The 20,571-nt window shown below is 70.5% G+C and carries 20 protein-coding genes; 6 read left to right on the forward strand and 14 right to left on the reverse strand.

Annotation, left to right across the window (positions count from 1 at the left end):
• The first annotated feature begins 142 nt into the window (after positions 1 to 142).
• A complete protein-coding gene (locus tag AB0I69_RS15255; RefSeq protein WP_363096081.1) occupies positions 143 to 1,927 on the forward strand; it encodes a tannase/feruloyl esterase family alpha/beta hydrolase in 1,785 nt (594 codons plus the stop codon).
• A gap of 147 nt (positions 1,928 to 2,074) precedes the next feature.
• Here the strand turns inward: AB0I69_RS15255 and AB0I69_RS15260 are convergent, their stop codons facing one another.
• Positions 2,075 to 2,677, reverse strand: coding sequence for a TetR family transcriptional regulator (locus AB0I69_RS15260; RefSeq protein WP_363096082.1), 603 nt, complete (start codon positions 2,675 to 2,677; stop codon positions 2,075 to 2,077).
• Between the two features lie 273 nt (positions 2,678 to 2,950).
• Here AB0I69_RS15260 and AB0I69_RS15265 point away from each other — a divergent pair, with 273 nt between their 5' ends.
• Positions 2,951 to 3,718 (forward strand): class I SAM-dependent methyltransferase, encoded by a 768-nt coding sequence (locus AB0I69_RS15265; RefSeq protein ID WP_363096157.1) that lies wholly within the window; start codon positions 2,951 to 2,953, stop codon positions 3,716 to 3,718.
• A gap of 291 nt (positions 3,719 to 4,009) precedes the next feature.
• Here AB0I69_RS15265 and AB0I69_RS15270 read toward each other — a convergent pair whose 3' ends face one another.
• On the reverse strand, positions 4,010 to 4,417 hold the full coding sequence (locus AB0I69_RS15270) for a hypothetical protein (protein ID WP_363096083.1): 408 nt from the start codon (positions 4,415 to 4,417) through the stop codon (positions 4,010 to 4,012).
• Between AB0I69_RS15270 and AB0I69_RS15275 the strand changes: the two genes are divergently transcribed.
• Positions 4,407 to 4,937: a carbohydrate ABC transporter permease gene (locus AB0I69_RS15275; protein ID WP_363096084.1), complete on the forward strand. Its 531-nt coding sequence runs from the start codon at positions 4,407 to 4,409 to the stop codon at positions 4,935 to 4,937. The genes AB0I69_RS15270 and AB0I69_RS15275 overlap by 11 nt on opposite strands.
• Before the next feature lie 10 nt (positions 4,938 to 4,947).
• Here AB0I69_RS15275 and AB0I69_RS15280 read toward each other — a convergent pair whose 3' ends face one another.
• From AB0I69_RS15280 to AB0I69_RS15305, 6 genes are all read right to left on the reverse strand, one after another.
• A complete protein-coding gene (locus tag AB0I69_RS15280) occupies positions 4,948 to 5,475 on the reverse strand; it encodes an NUDIX hydrolase family protein (protein WP_363096158.1) in 528 nt (175 codons plus the stop codon).
• A gap of 24 nt (positions 5,476 to 5,499) precedes the next feature.
• On the reverse strand, positions 5,500 to 6,639 hold the full coding sequence (locus AB0I69_RS15285) for an amidohydrolase family protein (protein WP_363096085.1): 1,140 nt from the start codon (positions 6,637 to 6,639) through the stop codon (positions 5,500 to 5,502).
• A 2-nt stretch (positions 6,640 to 6,641) separates the two neighbouring features.
• A complete protein-coding gene (locus tag AB0I69_RS15290; RefSeq protein WP_363096086.1) occupies positions 6,642 to 8,045 on the reverse strand; it encodes a glutamine synthetase family protein in 1,404 nt (467 codons plus the stop codon).
• A gap of 40 nt (positions 8,046 to 8,085) precedes the next feature.
• On the reverse strand, positions 8,086 to 8,898 hold the full coding sequence (locus AB0I69_RS15295; RefSeq protein WP_363096087.1) for an SAM-dependent methyltransferase: 813 nt from the start codon (positions 8,896 to 8,898) through the stop codon (positions 8,086 to 8,088).
• A 137-nt stretch (positions 8,899 to 9,035) separates the two neighbouring features.
• The gene (locus tag AB0I69_RS15300; RefSeq protein WP_363096088.1) at positions 9,036 to 9,881 is read right to left on the reverse strand and encodes a hypothetical protein; all 846 of its coding nucleotides are present in this window, start codon (positions 9,879 to 9,881) and stop codon (positions 9,036 to 9,038) included.
• Positions 9,882 to 9,994: 113 nt separating this feature from the next.
• The gene (locus AB0I69_RS15305; RefSeq protein WP_363096089.1) at positions 9,995 to 10,333 is read right to left on the reverse strand and encodes a hypothetical protein; all 339 of its coding nucleotides are present in this window, start codon (positions 10,331 to 10,333) and stop codon (positions 9,995 to 9,997) included.
• 190 nt (positions 10,334 to 10,523) lie between these two features.
• Between AB0I69_RS15305 and AB0I69_RS15310 the strand changes: the two genes are divergently transcribed.
• Positions 10,524 to 10,997: an ion channel gene (locus tag AB0I69_RS15310; protein ID WP_363096090.1), complete on the forward strand. Its 474-nt coding sequence runs from the start codon at positions 10,524 to 10,526 to the stop codon at positions 10,995 to 10,997.
• A gap of 46 nt (positions 10,998 to 11,043) precedes the next feature.
• On the opposite strand, the gene AB0I69_RS15315 is transcribed toward AB0I69_RS15310, so the two are convergent.
• The 4 genes from AB0I69_RS15315 to AB0I69_RS15330 all read right to left on the reverse strand — a co-directional run bounded on the left by AB0I69_RS15315 (position 11,044) and on the right by AB0I69_RS15330 (position 16,666).
• Positions 11,044 to 12,597 carry a carboxylesterase family protein gene (locus tag AB0I69_RS15315; RefSeq protein WP_363096091.1) on the reverse strand — a complete coding sequence of 518 codons (1,554 nt, stop codon included), beginning with the start codon at positions 12,595 to 12,597 and terminating at the stop codon, positions 11,044 to 11,046.
• A 116-nt stretch (positions 12,598 to 12,713) separates the two neighbouring features.
• A complete protein-coding gene (locus tag AB0I69_RS15320) occupies positions 12,714 to 14,195 on the reverse strand; it encodes an MFS transporter (RefSeq protein ID WP_363096092.1) in 1,482 nt (493 codons plus the stop codon).
• Between the two features lie 85 nt (positions 14,196 to 14,280).
• The gene (locus AB0I69_RS15325) at positions 14,281 to 15,540 is read right to left on the reverse strand and encodes a sensor histidine kinase (RefSeq protein ID WP_363096093.1); all 1,260 of its coding nucleotides are present in this window, start codon (positions 15,538 to 15,540) and stop codon (positions 14,281 to 14,283) included.
• Positions 15,541 to 15,628: 88 nt separating this feature from the next.
• Positions 15,629 to 16,666 carry a zinc-binding dehydrogenase gene (locus AB0I69_RS15330; protein WP_363096094.1) on the reverse strand — a complete coding sequence of 346 codons (1,038 nt, stop codon included), beginning with the start codon at positions 16,664 to 16,666 and terminating at the stop codon, positions 15,629 to 15,631.
• 253 nt (positions 16,667 to 16,919) lie between these two features.
• On the opposite strand from AB0I69_RS15330, the gene AB0I69_RS15335 reads away from it, so the two are divergent.
• Positions 16,920 to 17,423 carry a MarR family transcriptional regulator gene (locus AB0I69_RS15335; RefSeq protein ID WP_363096095.1) on the forward strand — a complete coding sequence of 168 codons (504 nt, stop codon included), beginning with the start codon at positions 16,920 to 16,922 and terminating at the stop codon, positions 17,421 to 17,423.
• A gap of 365 nt (positions 17,424 to 17,788) precedes the next feature.
• Here AB0I69_RS15335 and AB0I69_RS15340 read toward each other — a convergent pair whose 3' ends face one another.
• Both AB0I69_RS15340 and AB0I69_RS15345 read right to left on the reverse strand, forming a co-directional pair.
• Entirely contained in the window at positions 17,789 to 18,601 is an 813-nt protein-coding gene (locus AB0I69_RS15340; RefSeq protein WP_363096096.1) for an SAM-dependent methyltransferase, read from the reverse strand.
• 67 nt (positions 18,602 to 18,668) lie between these two features.
• Entirely contained in the window at positions 18,669 to 19,493 is an 825-nt protein-coding gene (locus AB0I69_RS15345; protein ID WP_363096097.1) for a lysophospholipase, read from the reverse strand.
• Between the two features lie 256 nt (positions 19,494 to 19,749).
• Here AB0I69_RS15345 and AB0I69_RS15350 point away from each other — a divergent pair, with 256 nt between their 5' ends.
• On the forward strand, positions 19,750 to 20,529 hold the full coding sequence (locus AB0I69_RS15350) for a sulfite exporter TauE/SafE family protein (RefSeq protein WP_363096098.1): 780 nt from the start codon (positions 19,750 to 19,752) through the stop codon (positions 20,527 to 20,529).
• The last annotated feature ends 42 nt before the right edge of the window (positions 20,530 to 20,571 follow it).

A 20,571-nucleotide genomic window follows, 5' to 3' on the forward strand; every position in this document is an offset into this window, starting at 1 on the left:
CTGCGGGCCTGGTCAGCGGCATCAGGCTTGAACCTTCGACGAAATCGTCAACAATAGAGTCGACGCTATTGCCCGCAGATTAACGGAGAGCTACGTTCCTCGCGCACGAACCCCGGTTCCGCGATCGAACGGAGTATCCAGCATGCCCAAGCTGTTGAGATGGCGTCGGTGGAATGCGGCCGCTTTCCTGGCCACCCTCGCCGCAGTCGTCGCGCTGGTGACCGGTGCGGGTGTGACGCTGGCCAACAGCGCGACCGGCACGACCGACAGCACGCAGTCCGCCAACTCGGCCTCGGCGAACGCCGTTTCGGCGAACACCACGACCTCGGGCATCGCACCAGCCGTCCCATGCTCCTCTGTCGCCCAACTCGACCTGGCCGCCGCCGTCCCCGGCGTGCCCTTCGAGATCACCTCGGCCACCGAACTCGCCGCGAGCGCCAACACCCTTGGAAACTGGGCCGCTTGTGACGTCAAGGGTGTGATCGCCCCCCAACTCCACTTCGAGATCAAACTCCCCGAGACCGGCTGGCAGGCCAACTACCTCCAGGTCGGCTGCGGCGGCCTCTGCGGCAACACCAACGTCACCAGCGCCCCCGCCTCGACCGGCTGCGTCCCGCTGACCACCGGCGCCTTCGCCGTCGCCTCCAGCGACGAGGGCCACTACCAGGGCGGCGGCCTCTTCTCCACCGACCCGACCCTGCGCGCCGACTTCGGCTACAAGTCCGACCACGAACTGGTCCAGGCGGCCAAGGCCGTCATCAAGCAGTACTACGGTCAGCCGGCCGCCCACTCCTATTTCGACGGCTGCTCCCAGGGCGGCCACCAGGCCCTCACCGAGGCCCAGCGCTACCCGACCGACTTCGACGGCATCATCGCCGGCGCCCCGGCCAACAACTTCACCGCGCTGAACACCTTCTCGCACGCCTGGACCGCCCAGTCCGTGTACCTCAACGGCGGCCCGGCGACGATCACCAACGCCGACCTTGCCGACCTCCACAAGGCCGTGCTCAAGGGCTGCGACGCCTCGGCCGACGGCATCATCGCCGACCCGTTGAGCTGCACCTGGGACCCCGGCGCCATCCAGTGCAGGACCGGCCAGACCTCGACGTCCGACGCGTACTGCCTGACCGCCGACCAGGTCACCACCCTGCGCCGCATCTACGCCGGACCCACCGACGATCACGGCCAACTCCTCTACCCCGGCTACCAGTTGCGCGGCTCCGAGCTGAACTGGGCCGGCATCATCACCCCGGTCACCGCCACCGGCGCCAGCGGCGACATCAGCTTCGTCCGCGAGACCCTGCGCTACCAGATCTTCGACAGCCCACAACCGACCCTGACCTACAAGGACATCAAGTTCACGGCCGCCTACTACAAGAAGGTCATGCGGCTGGGTGAGGGCATGTACGACGCCACCGACCCCGACCTCACCGCGTTCAAGAAGGCCGGCGGCAAGCTGATCCTCTGGCACGGGCTGGGCGACCAGCACATCCCGGCCGTAGGAACGATGGCCTACTACAAGGCAGTTGAGAAGGTCGTGGGCGGCGAGGCGGCCACCAAGACCTTCGCCCGTCTCTTCCTGCTCCCCGGCGTCGCGCACTGCGGCGGTGGCCAGGGCCCGGACACCTTCGACGCGCTGACCGCGATCACGGACTGGGTCACCAAGGGCGACGCCCCGGCCAGTCTGACCACGAAGTCGGTCGACAGCAGCGGGAACACCACCGCCTCCCGGCCGGTCTACCCCTTCCCCTACTACGCCAAGAACACCACGGGCGGCCCGGCCACCGACGCGAGCAGCTACACCCCGGTCAAGTCCACCGCCGAGGCCGCCCTCAAGCTCGACTGGCTCGGCTCCTTCCGCTCCGGCTACGAGACGGTCGGCAACTGGGTGGGCGGCAAGTGGGTCGTCACCACGGGCAAGAACTGACCGTAGACGGCCAGTGGTTGAGGCGTCGCGGCTCCGGTTCACGCCGGGGCCGCGACGTCGTCACTCACACGGAACGCAGTCTCCGCTTGGTCGCCCGCAGCGCGTCGACCATGACGTGGTGCGCCTGTGTTCTGCGAGGTGCGGTGGCTAACTGTGAGGCGGCTCCTGTGTCACGCCTGCGACGACGGTGCTCGCCACGCGGTGGAACGCCTCGGTCTCCGGCGGGGGGTCCGTCTGTCCGGCGGCCAGCAGATGTCCGGCGCCGATCAGAGTGCGGGCGAGCGTGTCGATGTCCGCGTCCGCAGCGATCCGGCCGAGGCCGCGTTCCGCGGTGAGGTACGAGGTGAACATCGTGGTCGCCTCCGTCAGGAGGGGGATGCCGGCGGGTGTGGTGCGGCGCAGCCGGGTGCGCAGGGCGTCCCGGGAGATGACCAGGGCGACGATCGCCACCGCGACCGAACCGAACAGGTCCGACAGCGCGCCGGTGAGGTTGTCGGCGACTGTGCCGGTCCCGGCGGTGCCGCGCAGGGCGGCGGACTGTGCGTCGAGCCGGCCGATGCGGTCCAGGACGAGTTCGGCGAGAAAGGCGTCGAAATCGGTGAAGTGCCGGTGCAGTACGCCCTTGGCGCAGCCGGCCTCCGTGGTCACCGCACGACTGGTCAGCGCGTTCGGCCCGTCCCGGAGCAGGACCCGCTCGGCGGCGTCGAACAACTGCTCCCGCGCATCGCGCAGGGCCACCCCTGTCGGCATACCGTGCGTCCTTCCTTCCGCGTCCGGGTCCGCCCCCGGCGAGCGGGTGCACGTCCAGTCCCGGACGAGCGGGCAGCTGTCCGGCATGGACAAGTGGGCGCGTGCCCAACCGTAGACGAGTGGGCGCGTGCCCATTATGGTGGGCGCATGCCCACTCTCCCTCCTGAACAGCCTGAACTGCCTGAACGAGCTGGGCAGTTCGAGCATCCCGAGCGACCGGAGCAGTCCGAGGGGCCGCGGTTCACCGTGCGGGACTCGCATCGGGCCCGCGGGATCGCTGAGTCGTTCGGTACCGACGCCGAGCGTTACGAGCGTGCCCGGCCCTCTTATCCCGAGGCACTGATCGACCGGATCGTCACCGGCAGCGCCGGACCCGACATCCTCGACGCCGGGTGCGGGACCGGCATCGCGGCACGGCAGTTCCAGGCGGCGGGCTGCCGGGTGCTCGGGATCGAACCCGACGCGCGGATGGCCGAGGTGGCGCGGCGACTCGGCGTCGAGGTCGACGTGTCGACGTTGGAGACCTGGGACCCGGCGGGGCGCGAGTTCGACGCGGTGGTCGCCGCCCAGGCCTGGCATTGGATCGATCCAATCGCGGGGGCCGCCAAGGCCGCGCGGGTACTGCGCCCCGGCGGACGGCTGGCCGCGTTCTGGCACGTCTTCCAACTCCCGCCGGACATCGCGGAAGCCTTCGCCGAGGTCTACGAACGGGTCCTGCCCGAGGCGCCGGTCAACCTCCGGTGGCTGTCCCGGCCGCCCGAGGACACCTACGCGGCGATGCTCACCAAGGCCGCCGACGGGTTCCGTACGGCAGGTGGGTTCAGTGACCCGGAGGAGTGGCGCTTCGACTGGGAACGCACCTACACCCGGGACACCTGGCTGGACCAACTGCCCACGATCGGGCTCCTGACCCGGCTGCCGCAGGACAAACTGGCGGAACTCCTGAACGGCGTCGGGGCGGCCGTCGACAAGACGGGCGGCAGCTTCACGATGCGCTACGCCACGGTGGCTGTCACTGCGACGCGGACCGGCAGTTCCTGACGACGACCGACTGTCGTCTGTCCACGGCCGATTGTCGACCCGCGACTGTAGACCGTTCCGTCGGCGGTCACGTGCGTGATCACCGCCGGGGTCGCCGCCCTTGCGGTAGGCCGACGACGGATCGGTGACGTAGCCGACGTCGTAGCCGCCCTTCTCGCCGTGGTACTGCACCCAGTGCTGTGCGGTCTCGACGAACAGGTCGTACATGTAGTGGGAGAGGTTGAGCAGCGCGACACCCTCGTGCGACGCGACCTGCTCCTGACGCCGGCTCGGCCTGACGGTGACACCAACTCACCCCCACCTGTCGTGACTTGGCGTGTCGGCGGGGGCTCGGAGTGACCGCAGCGTCTCCGCGAGACGTGCCGCGACGGTCTCGGCCGCCCCTTTCCCGTAGCGGGAGTTCATCGCCTCGTAGGTGATCCGGTCGTAACTCCCGGCGTCCGCCATGTACTTGGCGGCACCGTTCACCATGGTGACGACACACGTGGCGGGGAAGGGCGACGCGGCCTTGAGGGCGAGACCGGTCCCGGCGTTCAACTCGGCCTGCACGCCCGCGAGTACGGTGTCGCCGATCCGGGCCACGACGACCGGCGCCTCGGAGAATCCGTCAGGGGTGAAGTCGTGGCGGGTCGTGGGGCGGAGGGCGTGCAGGCCGCCCACCGGGGGGAGTTGGGCCGGGACCTTCACCGTGTCGTGCACCACCCTCAGCGGCCCGGTCGGTTCGGTCGTGCGGGTGTGCTCGGCGATCATCCCGACGATCTACGTCCTCACCCGGCTCGGCCTCAACGGATCGCGTCTCGGCTACATGCTGGTGATCGCCGGCACCCGGCTCGGTGTGGTGATCTTCCTGGCGACCGGGTTCGTACGCACCCTTCCGCACGACTTCGAGGAGGCCGCGCAGTTGGACGGGGCGAACAAGTGGCAGATCTACTGGCGGATCGTGCTGCCCGTGCTCACCCCGGTGCTCTTCACCGGCGCGGTCATGCTGATCATCTCGGTCTGGAACGACTTCTACTTCGCCCTGTTCCTGCTGCGTGGCTCCCAGGCGGCCACGCTGCCGCTGACGTTGTACTCCTTCGCCTCCTCGTCCACGCACGGTGTCAGCTGGAACCTCGTGTTCGCCCATGTGGTGCTGACCAGCCTGCCGCTCGTCCTCGTCTACCTCGTCCTGCAGCGCCGCGTCCTCGCGGGCCTCACGGAAGGAGGTGTCACCGGCTGAGCCGTCCCGGTCAGGACACGCAACCCACGTGTGCCAGTGCCTGCTTGAGCAACACCCCGTGCCCGCCCGGCATTTCGCTGCGCAGCGCCTCCGAGGTGGCTTCCTCGGGGCTGAACCAGACGAGGTCGAGAGCGTCCTGCCGGGGTCGGCAGTCGCCGGTGACCGGCACGACGTAGGCGAGGGACACCGCGTGCTGGCGGGGGTCGTGGTACGGGGTGACGCCGTGTGTCGGGAAGTACTCGGCGACGGTGAACGGCTGCAGCGAGGTCGGGATGCGGGGCAGCGCGACCGGGCCGAGGTCCTTCTCCAGGTGGCGCAGGAGCGCGTCACGGACCCGCTCGTGGTGCAGTACGCGGCCGGAGACGAGGGTGCGGTTGACCGTGCCGTCGGGGCCGATGCGCAGCAGCAGGCCGATGCTGGTCACTTCACCGCTGTCGTCGACGCGGACGGGGACCGCTTCGACGTAGAGGATCGGCATGCGGGCGCGTGCCTGTTCGAGGTCGTCGGCGGACAGCCAACCGGGCGTGGTATCGGTCATGTCAGACATTGCTTGATCATACTTTCAGTGTCCGTCGGATAGCCGGTAGACCCGGCGGGCATTGTCGGCCCCCGCCCAGCGTGCCAGTCGCAGCGCGTCGGGCAGGCCCAGTTCGTCGGCGTCCACCCGGTCCTGGAGCAGATCCCCAAGACCCCGGCGGAACGCCAGCGCACCGAGCCCATAGAACTCCGCCAGACCATAGGCGTCAGAGCTGTACAAAAGTTTGCGGAACGGTGTGATCTCCATCGCCTCCGCCAGCACCGCCCGCGCCCGGACCGGTCCAACATGGTGCAGGGTGAGCCCCACATCCAGGTACACCTGTTCGAAGACGGCCGCCAGGTAGCCGGCCTGACGCTGATACGGCCAGCAGTGCAGAAGCAGCACCGGGATCGTCCCGGCGGTCAGGTGCAGCCAGTCCGTGAGCAGGGCGGGGTCCGTGCGGTGCAGCCGGATGTCGTTGTCGCCGAACCCCGTGTGGAGCTGGAGGGGGAGCCCCAGGTCGACCGCCGTCCACAGCAACTGCCGTACCAGCACCGGATCTTCGAGCCGCCCGCCACGGGCCAGCCAGACGCGGGCCGCACGGGTCACCTCCCCGTCCGAGGGGCGGGCCGGGTCGAGATCGAACCCCGTCCGGTACGCGGCCACCGACTTCACCGCCACCACTCCCGGCCGCCGCACCGCGTCCAGCGCGGCGGTCCGGAACGCGTCGGCGTACCCGTCCGGCTCGACACCCCGCACGGCCACGGACTCCGCGACCGTTTCAAGTCGTACGACCTCACGCGCGACCGCGCCCGCCGCCCCCGCGAGTTCGGTGGGCGAGGTGATGTGGTGCGGCGCGAACCCCGTGTCGACGCAGAAGACACCGGTGCCTGCGCCTGCCAGGAAGCGCCGGTTCACCTCGTCCGAGCCCAACTCGGCGCGCCGGGCCAGGTATTCGTCGGCGGGCGCGTGCCGCTCCAGGTCCAACACCGGTGCGCAGTAACGGCGTACGGCGATGCCGACCGGGCTGTCGAACGGCGAGATCCCGCTGCCGGGCCAGACGTCGCCTTCGGTGAGCAGCGACTCGAAGGCCGCCCGGTCCAGCTCCTCGGTGACTACTCCGTGGCAGTGGTGATCCACCAACTCCAGCGCGGCGAGCGCCTCGTGGACCGGTCCAGTGGCCATCGTCAGTACTTCCAGCGGTATACGGCAGCCACTTGCTCGTCGTCCAGCTCCGCCACGGCCGCGATCTCGCCCTGGCGTACGGCGATCACCGCGTCGGCGAGGACCGGTCCAAGCGCGGCCCGCAGCCGCTCGTCCTTGCGGAACTCCCCGACGGACTCGGCGAGGGAGGCCGGCAGTCGTCGTACGCCGCGTGCCGTCACTTCCGTCGCGCCGAGGTGGGCGGGGTCCCCGGTGGTCTCCTCGGGCAGGGCGGTTGACGAGGCGAGGCCGTCGAGGCCGGCGGTGATCAGGCAACCGAGGGCGAGGTACGGGTTGGCGGCCAGGTCGACCGGCTTCACCTCCAGGTTCGCCGCCTGGGCGCGCTGCCCCGCCGTACCGGTGACGACCCGCACCGCCGCCTCGCGGGTCTCGCGGCCCCAGGCGGTGAACACCCCTGCCCACTGGGAGGGTTGGAGGCGGAAGTAGCTGGCCGGGCTCGGCGCGGTGACGGCGGTGAGGGCCGGGAGGTGGGCGAGGACACCGGCCGCGAACGACTCGGCGTCGGCCGTCATGCCGTAGCGGCGGTCGCCGCCGGTGTGCAGGTTCGCGCCGTCGCGCCAGGCGGAGAGGTGGATGTGCCCGCCGTTGCCGACGCCCTGGGCGAAGACGGCCGGCGTGAACGAGGCGCGCAGACCATGGCGTTGGGACACCGCGCGGACGGTCTGTCGTACCAGGACACTGCGGTCGGCCGCCGCGACCGGGTCCAGTGCGCCCACCGACAGCTCGAACTGGCCGGCCGCGTACTCGGGATGGAACTGGTCCACGTCCACACCCTGCGCCGCCAGGGCCGACAGCAACTCGGCGCCGTAGTCGCTCAGTTCGACCTGCCGGATCGCGCCGTACGCCGGGCCGGTCGTGGCGGGGACGAACGCGCCGTCGGGGGCCGTGGCCAGGCCGAGTGCCCACTCGATCTCGATGCCCGCCCGGAAGGTGAGCCCGAGCCGCCGCTGTGCGTCCACGACCGTGCGGCGCAGGAAGGTGCGGCTGCAGCCGGGGTGTTGCTCGCCCTCCTGGGTGATGCGGTCGACCGGGGCCCAGGCCCAGCCGGACTGGGCGGAGAGGACGGCGAGTTGGTCGAGGTCGGGGTAGAGACGCAGATCGCCGTCCGGGGAGCCGAGGACGTCGGTGGTGACGATCGAGTCGTTCGCCAGGAAGGTGTCGAACACGGGGGACATGCCGACACCCCAGGCCGCCGCCGAGGCCAGCTTCGCGGTCGGGACCGTCTTCACCCGGCCCACGCCCGCGGTGTCGACGTAGGCCAGGACGATCCCGTGCACACCGCGCCCGGTCAGCTCCGCGGCCAGCGCGGCGGCGCGCTCGACCTCGCCGGGACGGCCGCCGGGCAGGGGGTCGGCAAGGGTGGTCATACGTCCTCCACGGTCGCGTCCTGGACGGTCGTCGTCTCCGTCAGGGTTTCACGGCCACCGCGCCGAACTGCGGTACCACGGCCGGGGAGTCGGAGTCCGGGCGCCACTGGGAGCACGGCACCAGGCCCGGGTCGAGGAGGTCGAGGCCCTCGAAGAAGGCGGCGACGTCCGCGCGGCTGCGGGCGGTGATCGGGGGAGTGGCGTTCTCGTTCCAGAACGTCATCGCCGGGACGTTGCCCTCGCCGCCGAGGTCGGCGTCGAAGGTCGGGTGCGTCAGCACGAGGAAACTGCCCGAGGGGACCGCGGCCATGACCTTGCGTACGACCTCCCGGGCGTCCTCGGTGTCGAGGATGAAGTTCAGGATGCCCAGCATCATCACCGCGATGGGACGGTCGAAGTCCAGGGTGTCGGCGGCCCGTTGGACGATCGCCGCCGGGTCGTGCACGTCCGCGTCGATGTAGTCGGTGACGCCTTCGGGGGTGCTCGTCAGCAGGGTGCGGGCGTGGATCAGCACCAGCGGGTCGTTGTCGACGTACACGATGCGCGCGTCGGGTGCGACGCGCTGGGCGATCTCGTGGGTGTTGTCGACCGTCGGCAGTCCGGTGCCGATGTCGAGGAACTGCCGAACCCCGCGCTCGCCGGCGAGGAAACGCACCGCCCGGCCGAGGAAGTCCCGGTCCGCGCGCGCCACTTCACGGATCACCGGGAACATTCCGGCTACGTGCTCACCGACCCGCTGGTCGATCTCGTAGTTGTCCTTGCCGCCGATCCAGTAGTTCCACACGCGGGCGTTGTGCGCCACACCGGTGTTGAGCCGGGTCGGTCCCTCTGCCGGGGTGTCGCTGTCACTCACGTCTTGGCTCCTTGTCGCCCGTGTGGCTGTCCCCGCCATTGTGCCGCCAGGTGATCACTCGGCCCAAGAGGTCGCGACGATCGGGGTGAATGTTCTTCGGGAACGGCGAACTGCCGGTCCACGTCAACGGTGAACTGTCAGTCCACGTCGCCGGGTTGGGCGGGCGGCGTCCGTCCGGCCAGGACGTCCTTCAGGTGCGTGGTGCCCTGCTGCACGGCGGCCTTGGTCGTGTCGCTCTCCGTGCCGTCGAGGCCCCCGGACGTGATGGTGATCGCGTCGCTGCCGACCCGGACCACGGCCAACTCCAGGGTGAGCGTGGTGGGTTGAGTGCTGCCGGGGCCAGTGACGGTCACCTGTAGACCCTGACGGGCGTCGCCCACGGAGGGTACCGGGCTCTCGATGACCTGGACCGTCCTATGGCCGCCCTTGGAATCGGTCGCGGTGAACTGGTCACACTTGACCGGGAGGGTCTTCAGCCAGTTCAGCGAGGCGCCGAGCCGGGCCCGGTCGTAGGCGGCGACCTGGTAGAGCAGCCGGGAGCTGTTCTGCTCGAACCCGGTCAGCGCGGACGCGCCGGACGGCTTGCCGAGGAGATCGTCGCCGTAGAGCGCGTCGAGGAGTTTCTGGCAGTCGGCGGCGTTGGTCTTCGCGGTGAGGAGGTAGGCGACGTCGACCTTGCCGATGAGCAGCTTGTCGCGCCAGGTGGCGGCGTCCTTGACCTGCGTCCAGTTGTCCTCAAGATCGGCCTCGGTGATCAGCGCGGACTTCGCCCCGGCCGGGGTGAGGACGGGCGCGGCGGACGTCTCGGTACGGGGCGAGGCGAGCCGGGACTCGGCGGCGAGCGGGGAGGCGGCGACGTCCGAGGCGCTGTCACCGCCCGCGCCACCGCCGTCGCCGGAGCAGGCCGCGCAGGTCAGCAGTGCGCCCACCGCCAGGGCCGAGGCGAGGACGCGGACGGGGCGGAATGGCGGGCGACGGTGCATGGCGGGGGCCTCCAGGGGAGTGGCAGGTCCCCACAGCGCACCATCGGGCCGCCCGGCCCTCCAGCGCAGGGGGCCGTTCGGGTGAGTCACGGCGTGTCAGTCAGGGCGTCGCGTCAGCGCGCCTCGTCCTCCGGCGGCCCGGAATGCCGGTGCGGCAGATGCAGATGGTGCTCGTGGTGCGGACGGGGCTCCTGTTCCGCGCGGCGCGCCCGTTCGGCGAGCCCGGCCTCCAGCACATGCACCATGCGCCCGCCGCACTTCGGGCAGATCGCGTCGGCGAGGGGTGACCTGAGGGCCCTGCCCGCCTCGTCGACGTACTCCTGCGTGGTCAGGCCCGAGGCGTCGGTCGGGTCGGTGAAGAACATGACCTGGAAGGTGGCCTCCCAGGAGTGGCCGCAGTCACCGCAGGTGAACGCGAAGGTCTCCGGCACGGCTCGGGGTTCCGCGGTCATGGCAGGGTCCTCCGTCGAGTGGGGCGGCCGGTCGGTTGGCCGACACTGCCCCCAGCGCACAACGCCGCACGTCGTACGGCAACTCGAACGCCCCGCCCGGCATGCCCGCACCCCCGCCCGCCCCGACACTGGCCCCAGGCCGCGACCAGGTCCGGCCACCCGCCCGGCACGCCGACGCGAAGGAGCGACCATGCTGCCCGGATTCCTCACCAGGGCGGTCGAGTTGCTGCTCGGCAGGGAGGGCCGCTCGCTCCACCTGAAGGCGGCGGGCACGGCGACGGCGGTCCTCGGTGTGGTGATGCTCGCCGGTTCCTGGGCGGTGGTCGCCGCCGAACAGGGAGCCCGCGGCGCCAACCTGACGACGTACCCGAAGGCCCTGTGGTGGTCGATCGAGACGGCGACCACCGTCGGATACGGCGACTTCTACCCGGTGACACTGTGGGGCCGCGTCGTCGGCTCGGTGGTGATGGTCGTCGGCATCACCACCTACGGCCTGGTCACCGCGGCCCTGGCCACCTGGTTCGTCGGCCGCGAACAGCGCCGTCGGCATCAACTCACGCGCGGGGCGGCGGAGTTGGGCGAGGCGACGGTACGCGTCCTGCACGAACGCTTCGACCGGCTGGAGCGGTTGGTGGCCGGGAAGGGGGAGAACCCGGGAGGCTGAGACGGGGAGGGAAGGGTGTGCCGCAGGGCTCTTGCTGCCCGGCTGCTCAGCCGATCAACGGCAGCGCGGCGAAGGCGTACCCCTCCCACAGCCGCCGCGAGGCCTCCTCCGGGTAGGCAGTGACCACGGGTTCCGTGTCGAGGACCTGCACCGACCGGTGCTCGGTGTCGTACGCGGGCCAGCCCGGGTCGCCCGTCCTCGCGAACGCCGTCCAGGACGCGCGGAACCGGGACGACAGCGCCAGGGCCTCGGGGGAGGGCTCGACGTCGGCGAAGAGCAGATTGCCCAGGTCGGCGGTGAACGTGCCGAACAGCAGCGGGATGTCGAGGCCGTGGCAGGCGCCCAGTACGCCGCCCAACCCCGGAGCCGGCCAGGTGAGTTCGTAGACGTGCGCGCGACCGCCGGCGCCGACCTGCGCCTCGGCCAGGTGCAGACAGGACATGCGGAACACCCGGTCGGAGCGGACGAGTTCGTCCAACTCGCCCGGTGAGGCGCCCGGGAAGGCGGCACGGTAGGCCTGCTCGGCGTCGGGGCCGGGGCCGAACCGGCGCAGGGCGGCCGCCGCGTCCTCCTCGGTGATCTTCCCGAACTGTCCGCCGAGCACGGTGAACAGGCGGGTCTCCTCCCGGTTGTGACCGAGAATCAGCTCCACCTCCCGGGCCGCGCCGGCCGCGACGCCCTCCCAGGGTGTGGTGGGCAGCACCTCGCCGTCGACGACGGGCGCGAAGGGGGTCAGCGTGTGGGCGACCGACCCCCACCGGTCCTCGTACTGGTGCATCTTGGCGGTCAACGTCTCGCCCACGACGGGCAGTTGACGCGGGTCCACGGTCGCGAGATCGGCGGCCGTGGGGCGCAGTCCCGCCTCCGCGGCGATCGCGGACGCGATGTCCCTTGCCAGCGCGTCGGAGAAGAAGGAGTCCGGCACGCTCTGTGCGACGGCCCGCCGGAACAGCCCGGACGCGCTCGGCATGACCAGCAGCGAGGCCACCGACCCGGCACCGGCCGACTCGCCGAAGACCGTGACCCGCTCCGGATCACCGCCGAACGCCGTGATGTTCTCCCGCACCCACTCCAGCGCGGCGACCTGGTCGAGCAGCCCGCGGTTGGCGGGCGCCCCGTCGATCCGCGCGAACCCCTCTATGCCGACCCGGTAGTTGAGGGACACGACCACGAGGTCGCCGTCACGTGCGATGTGCTGGGCGTCGTAGCCGGGGCTGCCCGCGTGCCCCAACTTGTAGGCCCCGCCGTAGATCCACACCATGACCGGACGGCGGGCCGCCGGATCGGGTTCCGGTGTCCACACGTTGACGGTCAGCCAGTCGTCGCCCGTCGGTCCCTCCAACACGCCCCGGCGGCCCTGGAATCCGGACTCCTGCGGGGGCGGCGGCCCGAAGGCGAGGGCGTCGCGTACGCCGTCCCAGCCGCGCACGGGTCGCGGTGCCTGGAACCGGGCCTCCCCGACGGGCGGTTCGGCGAACGGGATGCCGCGGAAGACCGCGAGCCCGTCCTCCAGCCGCCCGCGCACCGCACCGGCGCCGAACCGCACCACCGGTTCGGGTGCCGAATCGGCCGCTGTGTCACGGGAGTGGGGCGTCATCATCGTGGACTCCTCGCTGTGGCCGGGGAAACGGCGGAGCGTGCGGGCAAGCGGCGGGCGGTCGCTGTCCGGTCGATTGAGGGGCGGCGACCGCCGTGTGCTCGATGAACCAGGATGCCTCAGGCCTTGGCCTCGGAGACCTCCGGAGCAGGGGCCGGTGTCATGTCGGCCGGTGCCTCGACGGCCGTACGGGGCCTGGGGATCAGGCTCGCGAGGAAGAAGGCCAGCAGCGCGGCTCCGGCGCCGATCGCCATGACCACCTTGAAGCCGTTCTCCGACGGAAGGGCGTAGCCGCCGAAGTCGGTGGTCATCTGGGCGAGGATCACCCCGGCGATGGCGCTGGCGAAGCTGGTGCCCAGCGACCGCATCAGGGTGTTGAGGCTGTTCGCGGCGCCGGTCTGGGACGGGTCGACCGCGCCCATGATCAGGGCGGGCAGGGCGCCGTAGGTGAAGCCGACACCGGCACCGATGATGCAGGACACCAGGACGAGGTGCCAGACCTCGGACATCAGCAGGATGTTGAGGGCGTAGCCGGAGGCCACGATCAGCGCGCCGATCATCAGGGTGACCTTCGGGCCCTTGGCCTTGGTGACGCGGGCGGACACGGCGGACATCGCCATCATGACCAGGCCCTGCGGTGCGAGCACCAGGCCGACCGCCAGCATCGACTTGCCCAGGCCGTAGCCGGTCTGCGTGGGCAGCTGCAGCAGCTGGGGGAGGACCAGGGACATCGCGAACATCGAGAAGCCGAGGGCGATCGAGGCCAGGTTGGTGAACAGCACCTGCGGCTTCGCGGTCGTGCGGAGGTCGACCAGCGGCTGCGGGCTGCGCAGCTCGTACCAGCCCCAGGAGAGTAGGATCACGACGGCGGCGACGCCGAGGACCAGGGTCGTCGCGCTGGTCCAGCCCCAGTCGGAACCCTTGGAGATCGCGAGCAGCAGGGAGATCAGTCCGGCGGAGAGTCCGAGCGAGCCGACCAGGTCGAAACGGCCGCCGGTGCGGACCTTGGACTCGGGCACGACCAGCAGGACCAGCAGGAAGGACAGGGCGCCGAGGACGGCGGAGACCCAGAAGAGGAGGTGCCAGTCGTAGTGGTCGGCGATGAAGGCGGCCGAGGGCAGACCCAGGGCACCGCCGACGCCGAGCGAGGCGCTCATCAGGGCGGTGGAGCCGGCCAGCCGGTCGCTGGGCAGCGCATCGCGCATGATGCTGATGCCGAGCGGGACGACCGCGGCGGCCAGACCCTGGAGCGCACGGCCGATGACCATCGGGACCAGCGAGTCGGCCAGGGCACACACGATCGAGCCCGTCACCAGCAGGATGATGCTGGTCAGGAGCGCGCGGCGCTTGCCGAACATGTCGCCGAGGCGGCCCACGACCGGGGTGGCCACGGCGGCGGCCAGCAGGGTGGCGGTGACCGCCCACGCCGTGTTCGACGCGGAGGCGTTCAGGTACTTCGGCAGCTCCGGGATGATCGGGATGACCAGGGTCTGCATGAGCGAGACGACGATCCCGGCGAGGGCCAGCACCGCGACGACGGCATTCGACCTCGGCGGAGCGGAGGAACCCGCTTCGGCGGGTCGGGCAAGGGCGTCGGACATGGCAGTGCCTCCATCGGGAACGAGCTGCGATGAGCTGGACGAGCAGACTTGCTTAACTCACTCAACCATAATGAAATTGATTGAGTTAAGCAAGTGCATTCGGGCTGTGGGGCTGGGTGTGGCCTTTGGACCGGTCCTGGGCGCGGTCCTGGGCTTGGTCCTGGGCTTGGGGCAGCAGCGGCAGCTCGGTGACCACCTCGAAGCCGCCCTCGGGTCGGTGTCCGACCCGGAGCCGGCCACCGGCGGACAGCGCGCGCTCGCGCATGCCGATGACGCCGTAGCCGTCGCTCGGAGTGGGGGAGGCGGGCGCCGTCGTACCGCCGTGATCGGTGACGGTGATGCCCAGCCGGTCGTGCGAGTAGCTGAGCCGCACCTCCGCCGAGCCGGTGCCCGCGTGCTTGGTCACGTTGGTGAGCGCTTCCTGCACGATGCGGTACGCCGTGAGGTCCGCACCGGCGGACAACGGCTGCGGCCTGCCTTCGGTGTTGACGGTGACGAGGAGCCCGGCGGGCTCGAACGAGGCGGCCAGCTCGGCGAGTTGGGCCAGTCCGGTGGCTGGTCCCGGGGGAGTCTCGGAGTCGTCGGCGTGACGCAACAGGCCGACGGTGGCCTTGAGTTCACGTACGGCCGACAAGGTGGAGCCGGCGAGTTCGGCGGCGATCCGCTCGGCCTCCTCGGGCCGGCTGCGCATCAGCCGTACGACCGTGCCTGCCTGGAGATTGGCCAGTACGAGGTGATGGGCGACGACGTCGTGCAGATCGCGGGCGATCCGCATGCGTTCCTCGGTGACACGGTGCCGTGCCTCCTTCTCCCGGGTCCGTTCAGCGTGGTCGGCACGGGCCCGCACCGCCTCCAGACAGGCCGCGCGGAGCCGGGTCGTGGTACCGAGGGAGGTCGGCAGCAGCAGCCAGATGACCGGGCCCAGCAGCTTCAGGGCCGGCGGTTCGCTGTCGGGTCCCAGAATTTGGACCGTTCCCACCAGCAGGGCGATGCCGCAGACGGTGAAGAGGTTCGCGGTGGTCCGGTCGGAGAGCCGGGCCAGTGAGTAGAGCGCGACCATCAGCGGTCCGATCACCAGGACCGTCAGGATGTAGCCGAGCGCGGCCACCGCCATGGCGCAGCAGAGGGTGACCACCACGGTGGTCCGCGGCAGGGTGCGCCGCCACAGCAGGGCCACGGCGGAGACGCCCGACACCAACACGCCGGGCCACCACGGGACTTCGAGGTCACGGCCCGGGAGCGTCATCACGCTGCCGGGGAATGAGCAGGCGAAGAGCGTGGCGGCGACGACCAGATCGATGGTACGGGGATGGCAGCGCAGCATCCGCTGCAGGCTGTGGATCATGACGTGGGGGTTCCTGTCCGAGGAGGCCGGGCTTCCCCGGCTCCCCGCCGTCGACCGCGGCCGACGGCGGAGACCCGGGCGCCCGCGGCTACTCGTCGAAGGTGACGACGATCTTCTCCGCCGCTCCCGGCGTCAGCGCCAGCTCGAAGGCGTGCTCGACCTCGGCAAAGGGCACACGGTGACTGATCAGCTTGGCGAACCGCTCGTGGTGCTCGACGATCTCCTGCGTGACCTCGAAGATCTCGGTGGGGTAGCCCTGCGAGGCGATGAGCGTGAGCTCGCTGCGCAGCATCCCGCCGAGATCGATGTCGGCGCCCTTCTTCTGTACGGCGACCATGACCAGCTTGGCACCCCACTTCGCGGAGTCGATCGTGGTGTTGACGACCGCGGCGACACCGGCGGCGTCGATGTAGATGTCGGTGCCGGGGCGGGGCTGGCCGAGCGCGTTGGCGGCCTGGCCGTGCAGCTCGGTCAGCCGGGCGGTGACGTCCTCCTCGGCGGAGTTGATGACGGCGTCGGCGCCGACGGCGAGTGCCGTCTCCAGGCGCGAGGCGATGACGTCCGCGACGACGACGTGCTCGACCCCGCGCAGCTTCAGCCAGATCGCCGCGCCCAGACCGATGGGTCCGGCACCGAAGATGACGACCTTGTCGCCCGGCTCGGCCTCGGAGCGGTTGACCGCGTGCCGGGCGACGGCCATCGGCTCGTTGAGGGCGGCGACGTCGAACGGCACGGTGTCGGGGAAGACGGTGACGCTCTTGCCGAGCTCGCAGTCCTCGAGGAGGAGGTAGTCGCTGATGGCGCCGTGCTTGCCGCCGCAGCCGATGATCCCGGAGGGCGAGCTCTGCGGGTTGACGACCACCCGGTCACCGGCCTTCAGGCCCTCGACCTCCGCGCCGACCTCGACGATCTCGCCGGCCGGCTCGTGCCCGAGGGGGACCGGGGTCATGGCGCCGCCGGGTCCGAAGGGGCCGCCGCCGAGGTGGAGGAAGAAGGTGTCAGTGCCGCAGATCCCGCAGGCGCGGATCTTCATCAGGGCGTCCTTCGGCCCGGGCACCGGACGCTCGACGTCCACCACGTCGATCTTGTCGACGGCACCGGTCTGCACGGACTTCATCGTGGCCATGAGGAGGGCTCGCTTTCCATGTGCGTGAGGGGTGTCACCGGCCCCGGCGGCGGACGGGGGAAGTGCTCCGGCCGCCGGGACCGGTGACTGCGCCGCACTCCGTCCCCACGGCGTGCGGCGCGACGGGGACACCTCCGCTTAGGCGACCCCAGCTCTGGACTTACTTGAGTTAGGCAACCATAAATGCGTTACTTAAGTCAAGCAACCGTTTCGACCTTGCTTGACTCAGGCAAGTAGCTGTTACGGTGGGGCCATGTCCACACCGCCACCCGCGACAGCGCCCGTTCCGACGGACGTAGTCGAGATCGAGCGGGTCCTCACCCGCATCGCCTACCTGGCCGGGCGGGCCCGGCAGCACGAGCGTCTGATGACGCTGGCCGGGCTGCCGCTTGACCGGGCCGCCGTGGCGATCCTGCGCCACCTCGCCGAGAGCGAGTTGCTGCGCCCCGGGGTGCTGGCGGTCCGGATGTCCGTGGAGGCCTCTCATGTCACCCGCCAGCTACGGCAGTTGGAACAACTCGGCCATGTGATCCGCATCCCGGACCCCGACGACGGCCGCGCCCAGCGCATCCAGCTGACCGACAGCGGACTGGCCGCCGTCAACCGCATACGGGACGTGAGCCGTCGAGGCATGGAGGTGGCGCTGGCGGACTGGTCCTCCGAGGACCTGCGGCACCTCGCGGCGCTCTTCCACCGGCTGGTCGACGACTTCGTCACGCACGCCGAGGTGCCCGTGGACCTCGGAACGTCCGCCTGACGTCCGGCTGATGTCCCCCTGACGGCTCGGGGACCTGGCCGCATCTGACCGCGCTGCCATGCCCAGGCCGCGATCTCGGCGTTGGAACGGTCCAGAGCGAGCAGGCGTACGGCTTCGGCCTGGCGATCGGTGAGGGGTTCGCGCAGTGTCGGCGCGGGCGAGGCCGGCACGGGTGTGCCGGCCGTCGTGGCGGTGAGGTACTTGAGGGGGCGGACGGTGACCGAGGGGGCAACGTCGAGTTGCCGGCCGCCGCCGCGCGTACCGTCTCCGCCGGGAGGGCGGAACCTGCCCGGCCGTTCGGCGTCGAACTTCCCTGCACCTGGCTCCCGTTCGGTGCTGGACGGGAGCCGGCTCCTCCGACTCCGTCAGGCCTTGAAACCGACGCCGCCGTACAACGAGATCGGCCCCTCGCCGAGCGGCGTCTCGCCCGCCGCGAGTTCGGGGTGCCAGTCGGCGACGGACACGATTCCCGGCTCGACCGGCTCAAGTCCCTTGAAGAAGCTGCTCACTTCGGCGTGCGAGCGGGCCACCAGGGTCACCCCGCCCGCCGCGTAGGCGGCAATGCCCCGCTTCACCTTCTCCGGCTCGAAGTCGGCGGTCATGGCGGACACCACCAGACAACTGCCGGGCGCCAGCGCGTCGATCAGGGTGTCCACCAGCTCGTGGGCGCCGTCCTCGTCCGCGATGAAGTGCAGCAGGGCGATGAGCGAGAGGGCGACGGGTCGGTCGAAGTCGAGGACGCGGGCCGCCTGTTCGAGGATCGTGAGCGGTTCGCGGGCGTCGGCCTGGAGGTACTCCGTCGCGCCCTCGGGGGTGCCGCGCAGCAGCGCCGCCGCGTGGGCGAGGACGATCGGGTCGTTGTCGACGTACACGATCCGCGCGTCCGGCGCGCTGGACTGGGCGATCTGGTGGAGGTTGGGTTCGGTCGGTATGCCGGTGCCGACGTCCAGGAACTGACGGATGCCCGACTGCCCCACGAGCAGTCGCGTCGCCCGCTGCATGAACCAGCGGTTGGCCCGCGCGGTTCGCGGAGCGCCCGAGTCAAGTGCCGTGATCTGCTGCCCCAGTTGCTCGTCGACCGGGTAGTTGTCCTTGCCGCCGAGGAACCAGTCGTACACCCGGGCCGGATGCGGCTTCGACGTGTCGATCCGCTGGGCGGCCGGTTCTGTCCCGGTCACGCGATGCTCCTCTGCTCGACTGTGTTCGACGACGACCCCGAAGGGGTGTGCGAGAAGTCTGGCACGGTCATGCAGGCCGGGTGGTGCCGATGAGCACGCCGTCCAGGAAACGGATCAGATCCGCGAAGACCGCGGCCCGGTTCGTCTCGTGGAACACCTCGTGCCGGGCGCCCGCGTACACGATCTCGGTCAACTCGCCGCCGCTCAACCGCTCGACGCCGACACGGCTCCCTGAGAGCGGGACGAGCCGGTCGTCGCTGCCGTGGAGCCAGAGCAGGGGAAGAGGGCCGATGTCGCCTGACTCGGCGACGGTCTCCAGGGTTCGGGCGAAGGCCTCCAGCGTCGGCCGCTTCATTGGACCGTGCCAGACCAGCGGATCCGCCGTGTACGCCGCGCCGACGGCAGGGTTACGGGAGAGCGCGGCCGGGCTGATCGGAGTGTCGGGGATCTCGGCCAGGACGAGGAGCCGTTCCGGCAGCTCCCAGGCTCCGATCACCGGCCCGGACAGCACCAGCGCGGCGAGCTCGTCGCCGTACCGCTGCGCGAAGCGGGCGGCGATCAGGCCGCCCATGGAGTGGCCGATCAGGACGAGGGGGACGCCCGGATGCGTGGCGCGTGCCAGGTCGGCGACGGAGTGCAGGTCCGTGACCACGTCCTCGAAGTCCTCGATCAGCACGCGTTCACCGGCCGACCCGCCATGACCCTGGTGGTCGGGACCGAAGACGGCTGCGCCGTGCGTCAGCAGTACGGCGGCCAACTCGGCGTACCGGCCGATGTGTTCGCCGTATCCGTGTGTGACGAGGGCGACGTACCGCGGCTGTTCGTGCGGCCACTCGTGCGCGGAGATCGTGCCCCGGGTGCCCGTGAGGAGGTGCTCGCGGGTGTCGGCCATGTGTCCTCCGGTGGTGTCGGGAAGGTCCCGGTCCGGGGGATCTTCCCAGGTGGTCTCGCGGCGGTCCACACTCGGAATGACGATCTCGCCGGCGCGCCGCTGGGATCCGTGCCTGGTCGTCAGGGTGCCCGCCGCGTGGACCGAACACCACCAGTGACCTTCCTCCCGGCTGTCGGCGATGCCGGGGCGTGGCAGGGGCCACCTGACGAGACACTCCTTACGCGGCCAGATGTAAGGACATACCATCGGTGCTCGCATGAACACGATGACTCTCTGGCACATATCCGGCTGGGAATTCGCCGCGCTCGCCGCCGCGGCCCTGCTCGTCGGCTTCTCCAAGACCGCCGTGAGCGGGGCCAACACGGTCAGCCTGGCGATCTTCGCGGCAGTCCTGCCGGCCCGCGCCTCCACCGGCGTACTGCTCCCGATCCTGATCGTCGGCGACGTCCTCGCCGTCCTCACCTACCGGCGGCACGCCCACTGGCCCACGCTGTGGCGGCTGTTCCCGGCGGTCGCGGCGGGAGTCGTGATCGGGACCCTGTTCCTGGTGTGGGCCGACGACGCGGTCGTACGGACGTCGATCGGGGCGATCCTGCTGCTGATGGCCGGGGTCACGCTGTGGCGCCGGCGCAAGGTGGACGCTGGGGCCGACGACGAGCCGGACTCCGTCACCACCAGGTCCGGTCGGGCGAAGGCGCGCTCGTACGGTGTGCTCGGCGGTTTCACCACGATGGTCGCCAACGCCGGCGGCCCGGTGATGTCGATGTACCTGCTCTCCGCGGGCTTCCGGAAGCTGGGCTTTCTCGGCACGTCGGCCTTCTTCTTCCTCATCGTCAACGTGACCAAGGTGCCCTTCAGCGTGGGGCTCGGTCTCATCGACGGGCACTCCCTCCTGCTTGACGCGGCACTCGCGGCGTTCGTCGTGCCCGGTGCGTTGATCGGCAAATGGGCTGTGAACCGAATCAACCAGCGATTGTTCGAGCAACTCGTGATCGCGGCGACGATCATCGGCGGACTGCAACTGCTCCTCCGCTGACCCCTAGGCCGTGTCCGCAAAGTCCCTCCCCCACTGCCTTAA

This window comes from Streptomyces sp. NPDC050508 (assembly GCF_040655155.1).
Taxonomy (GTDB): Bacteria; Actinomycetota; Actinomycetes; order Streptomycetales; family Streptomycetaceae; genus Streptomyces.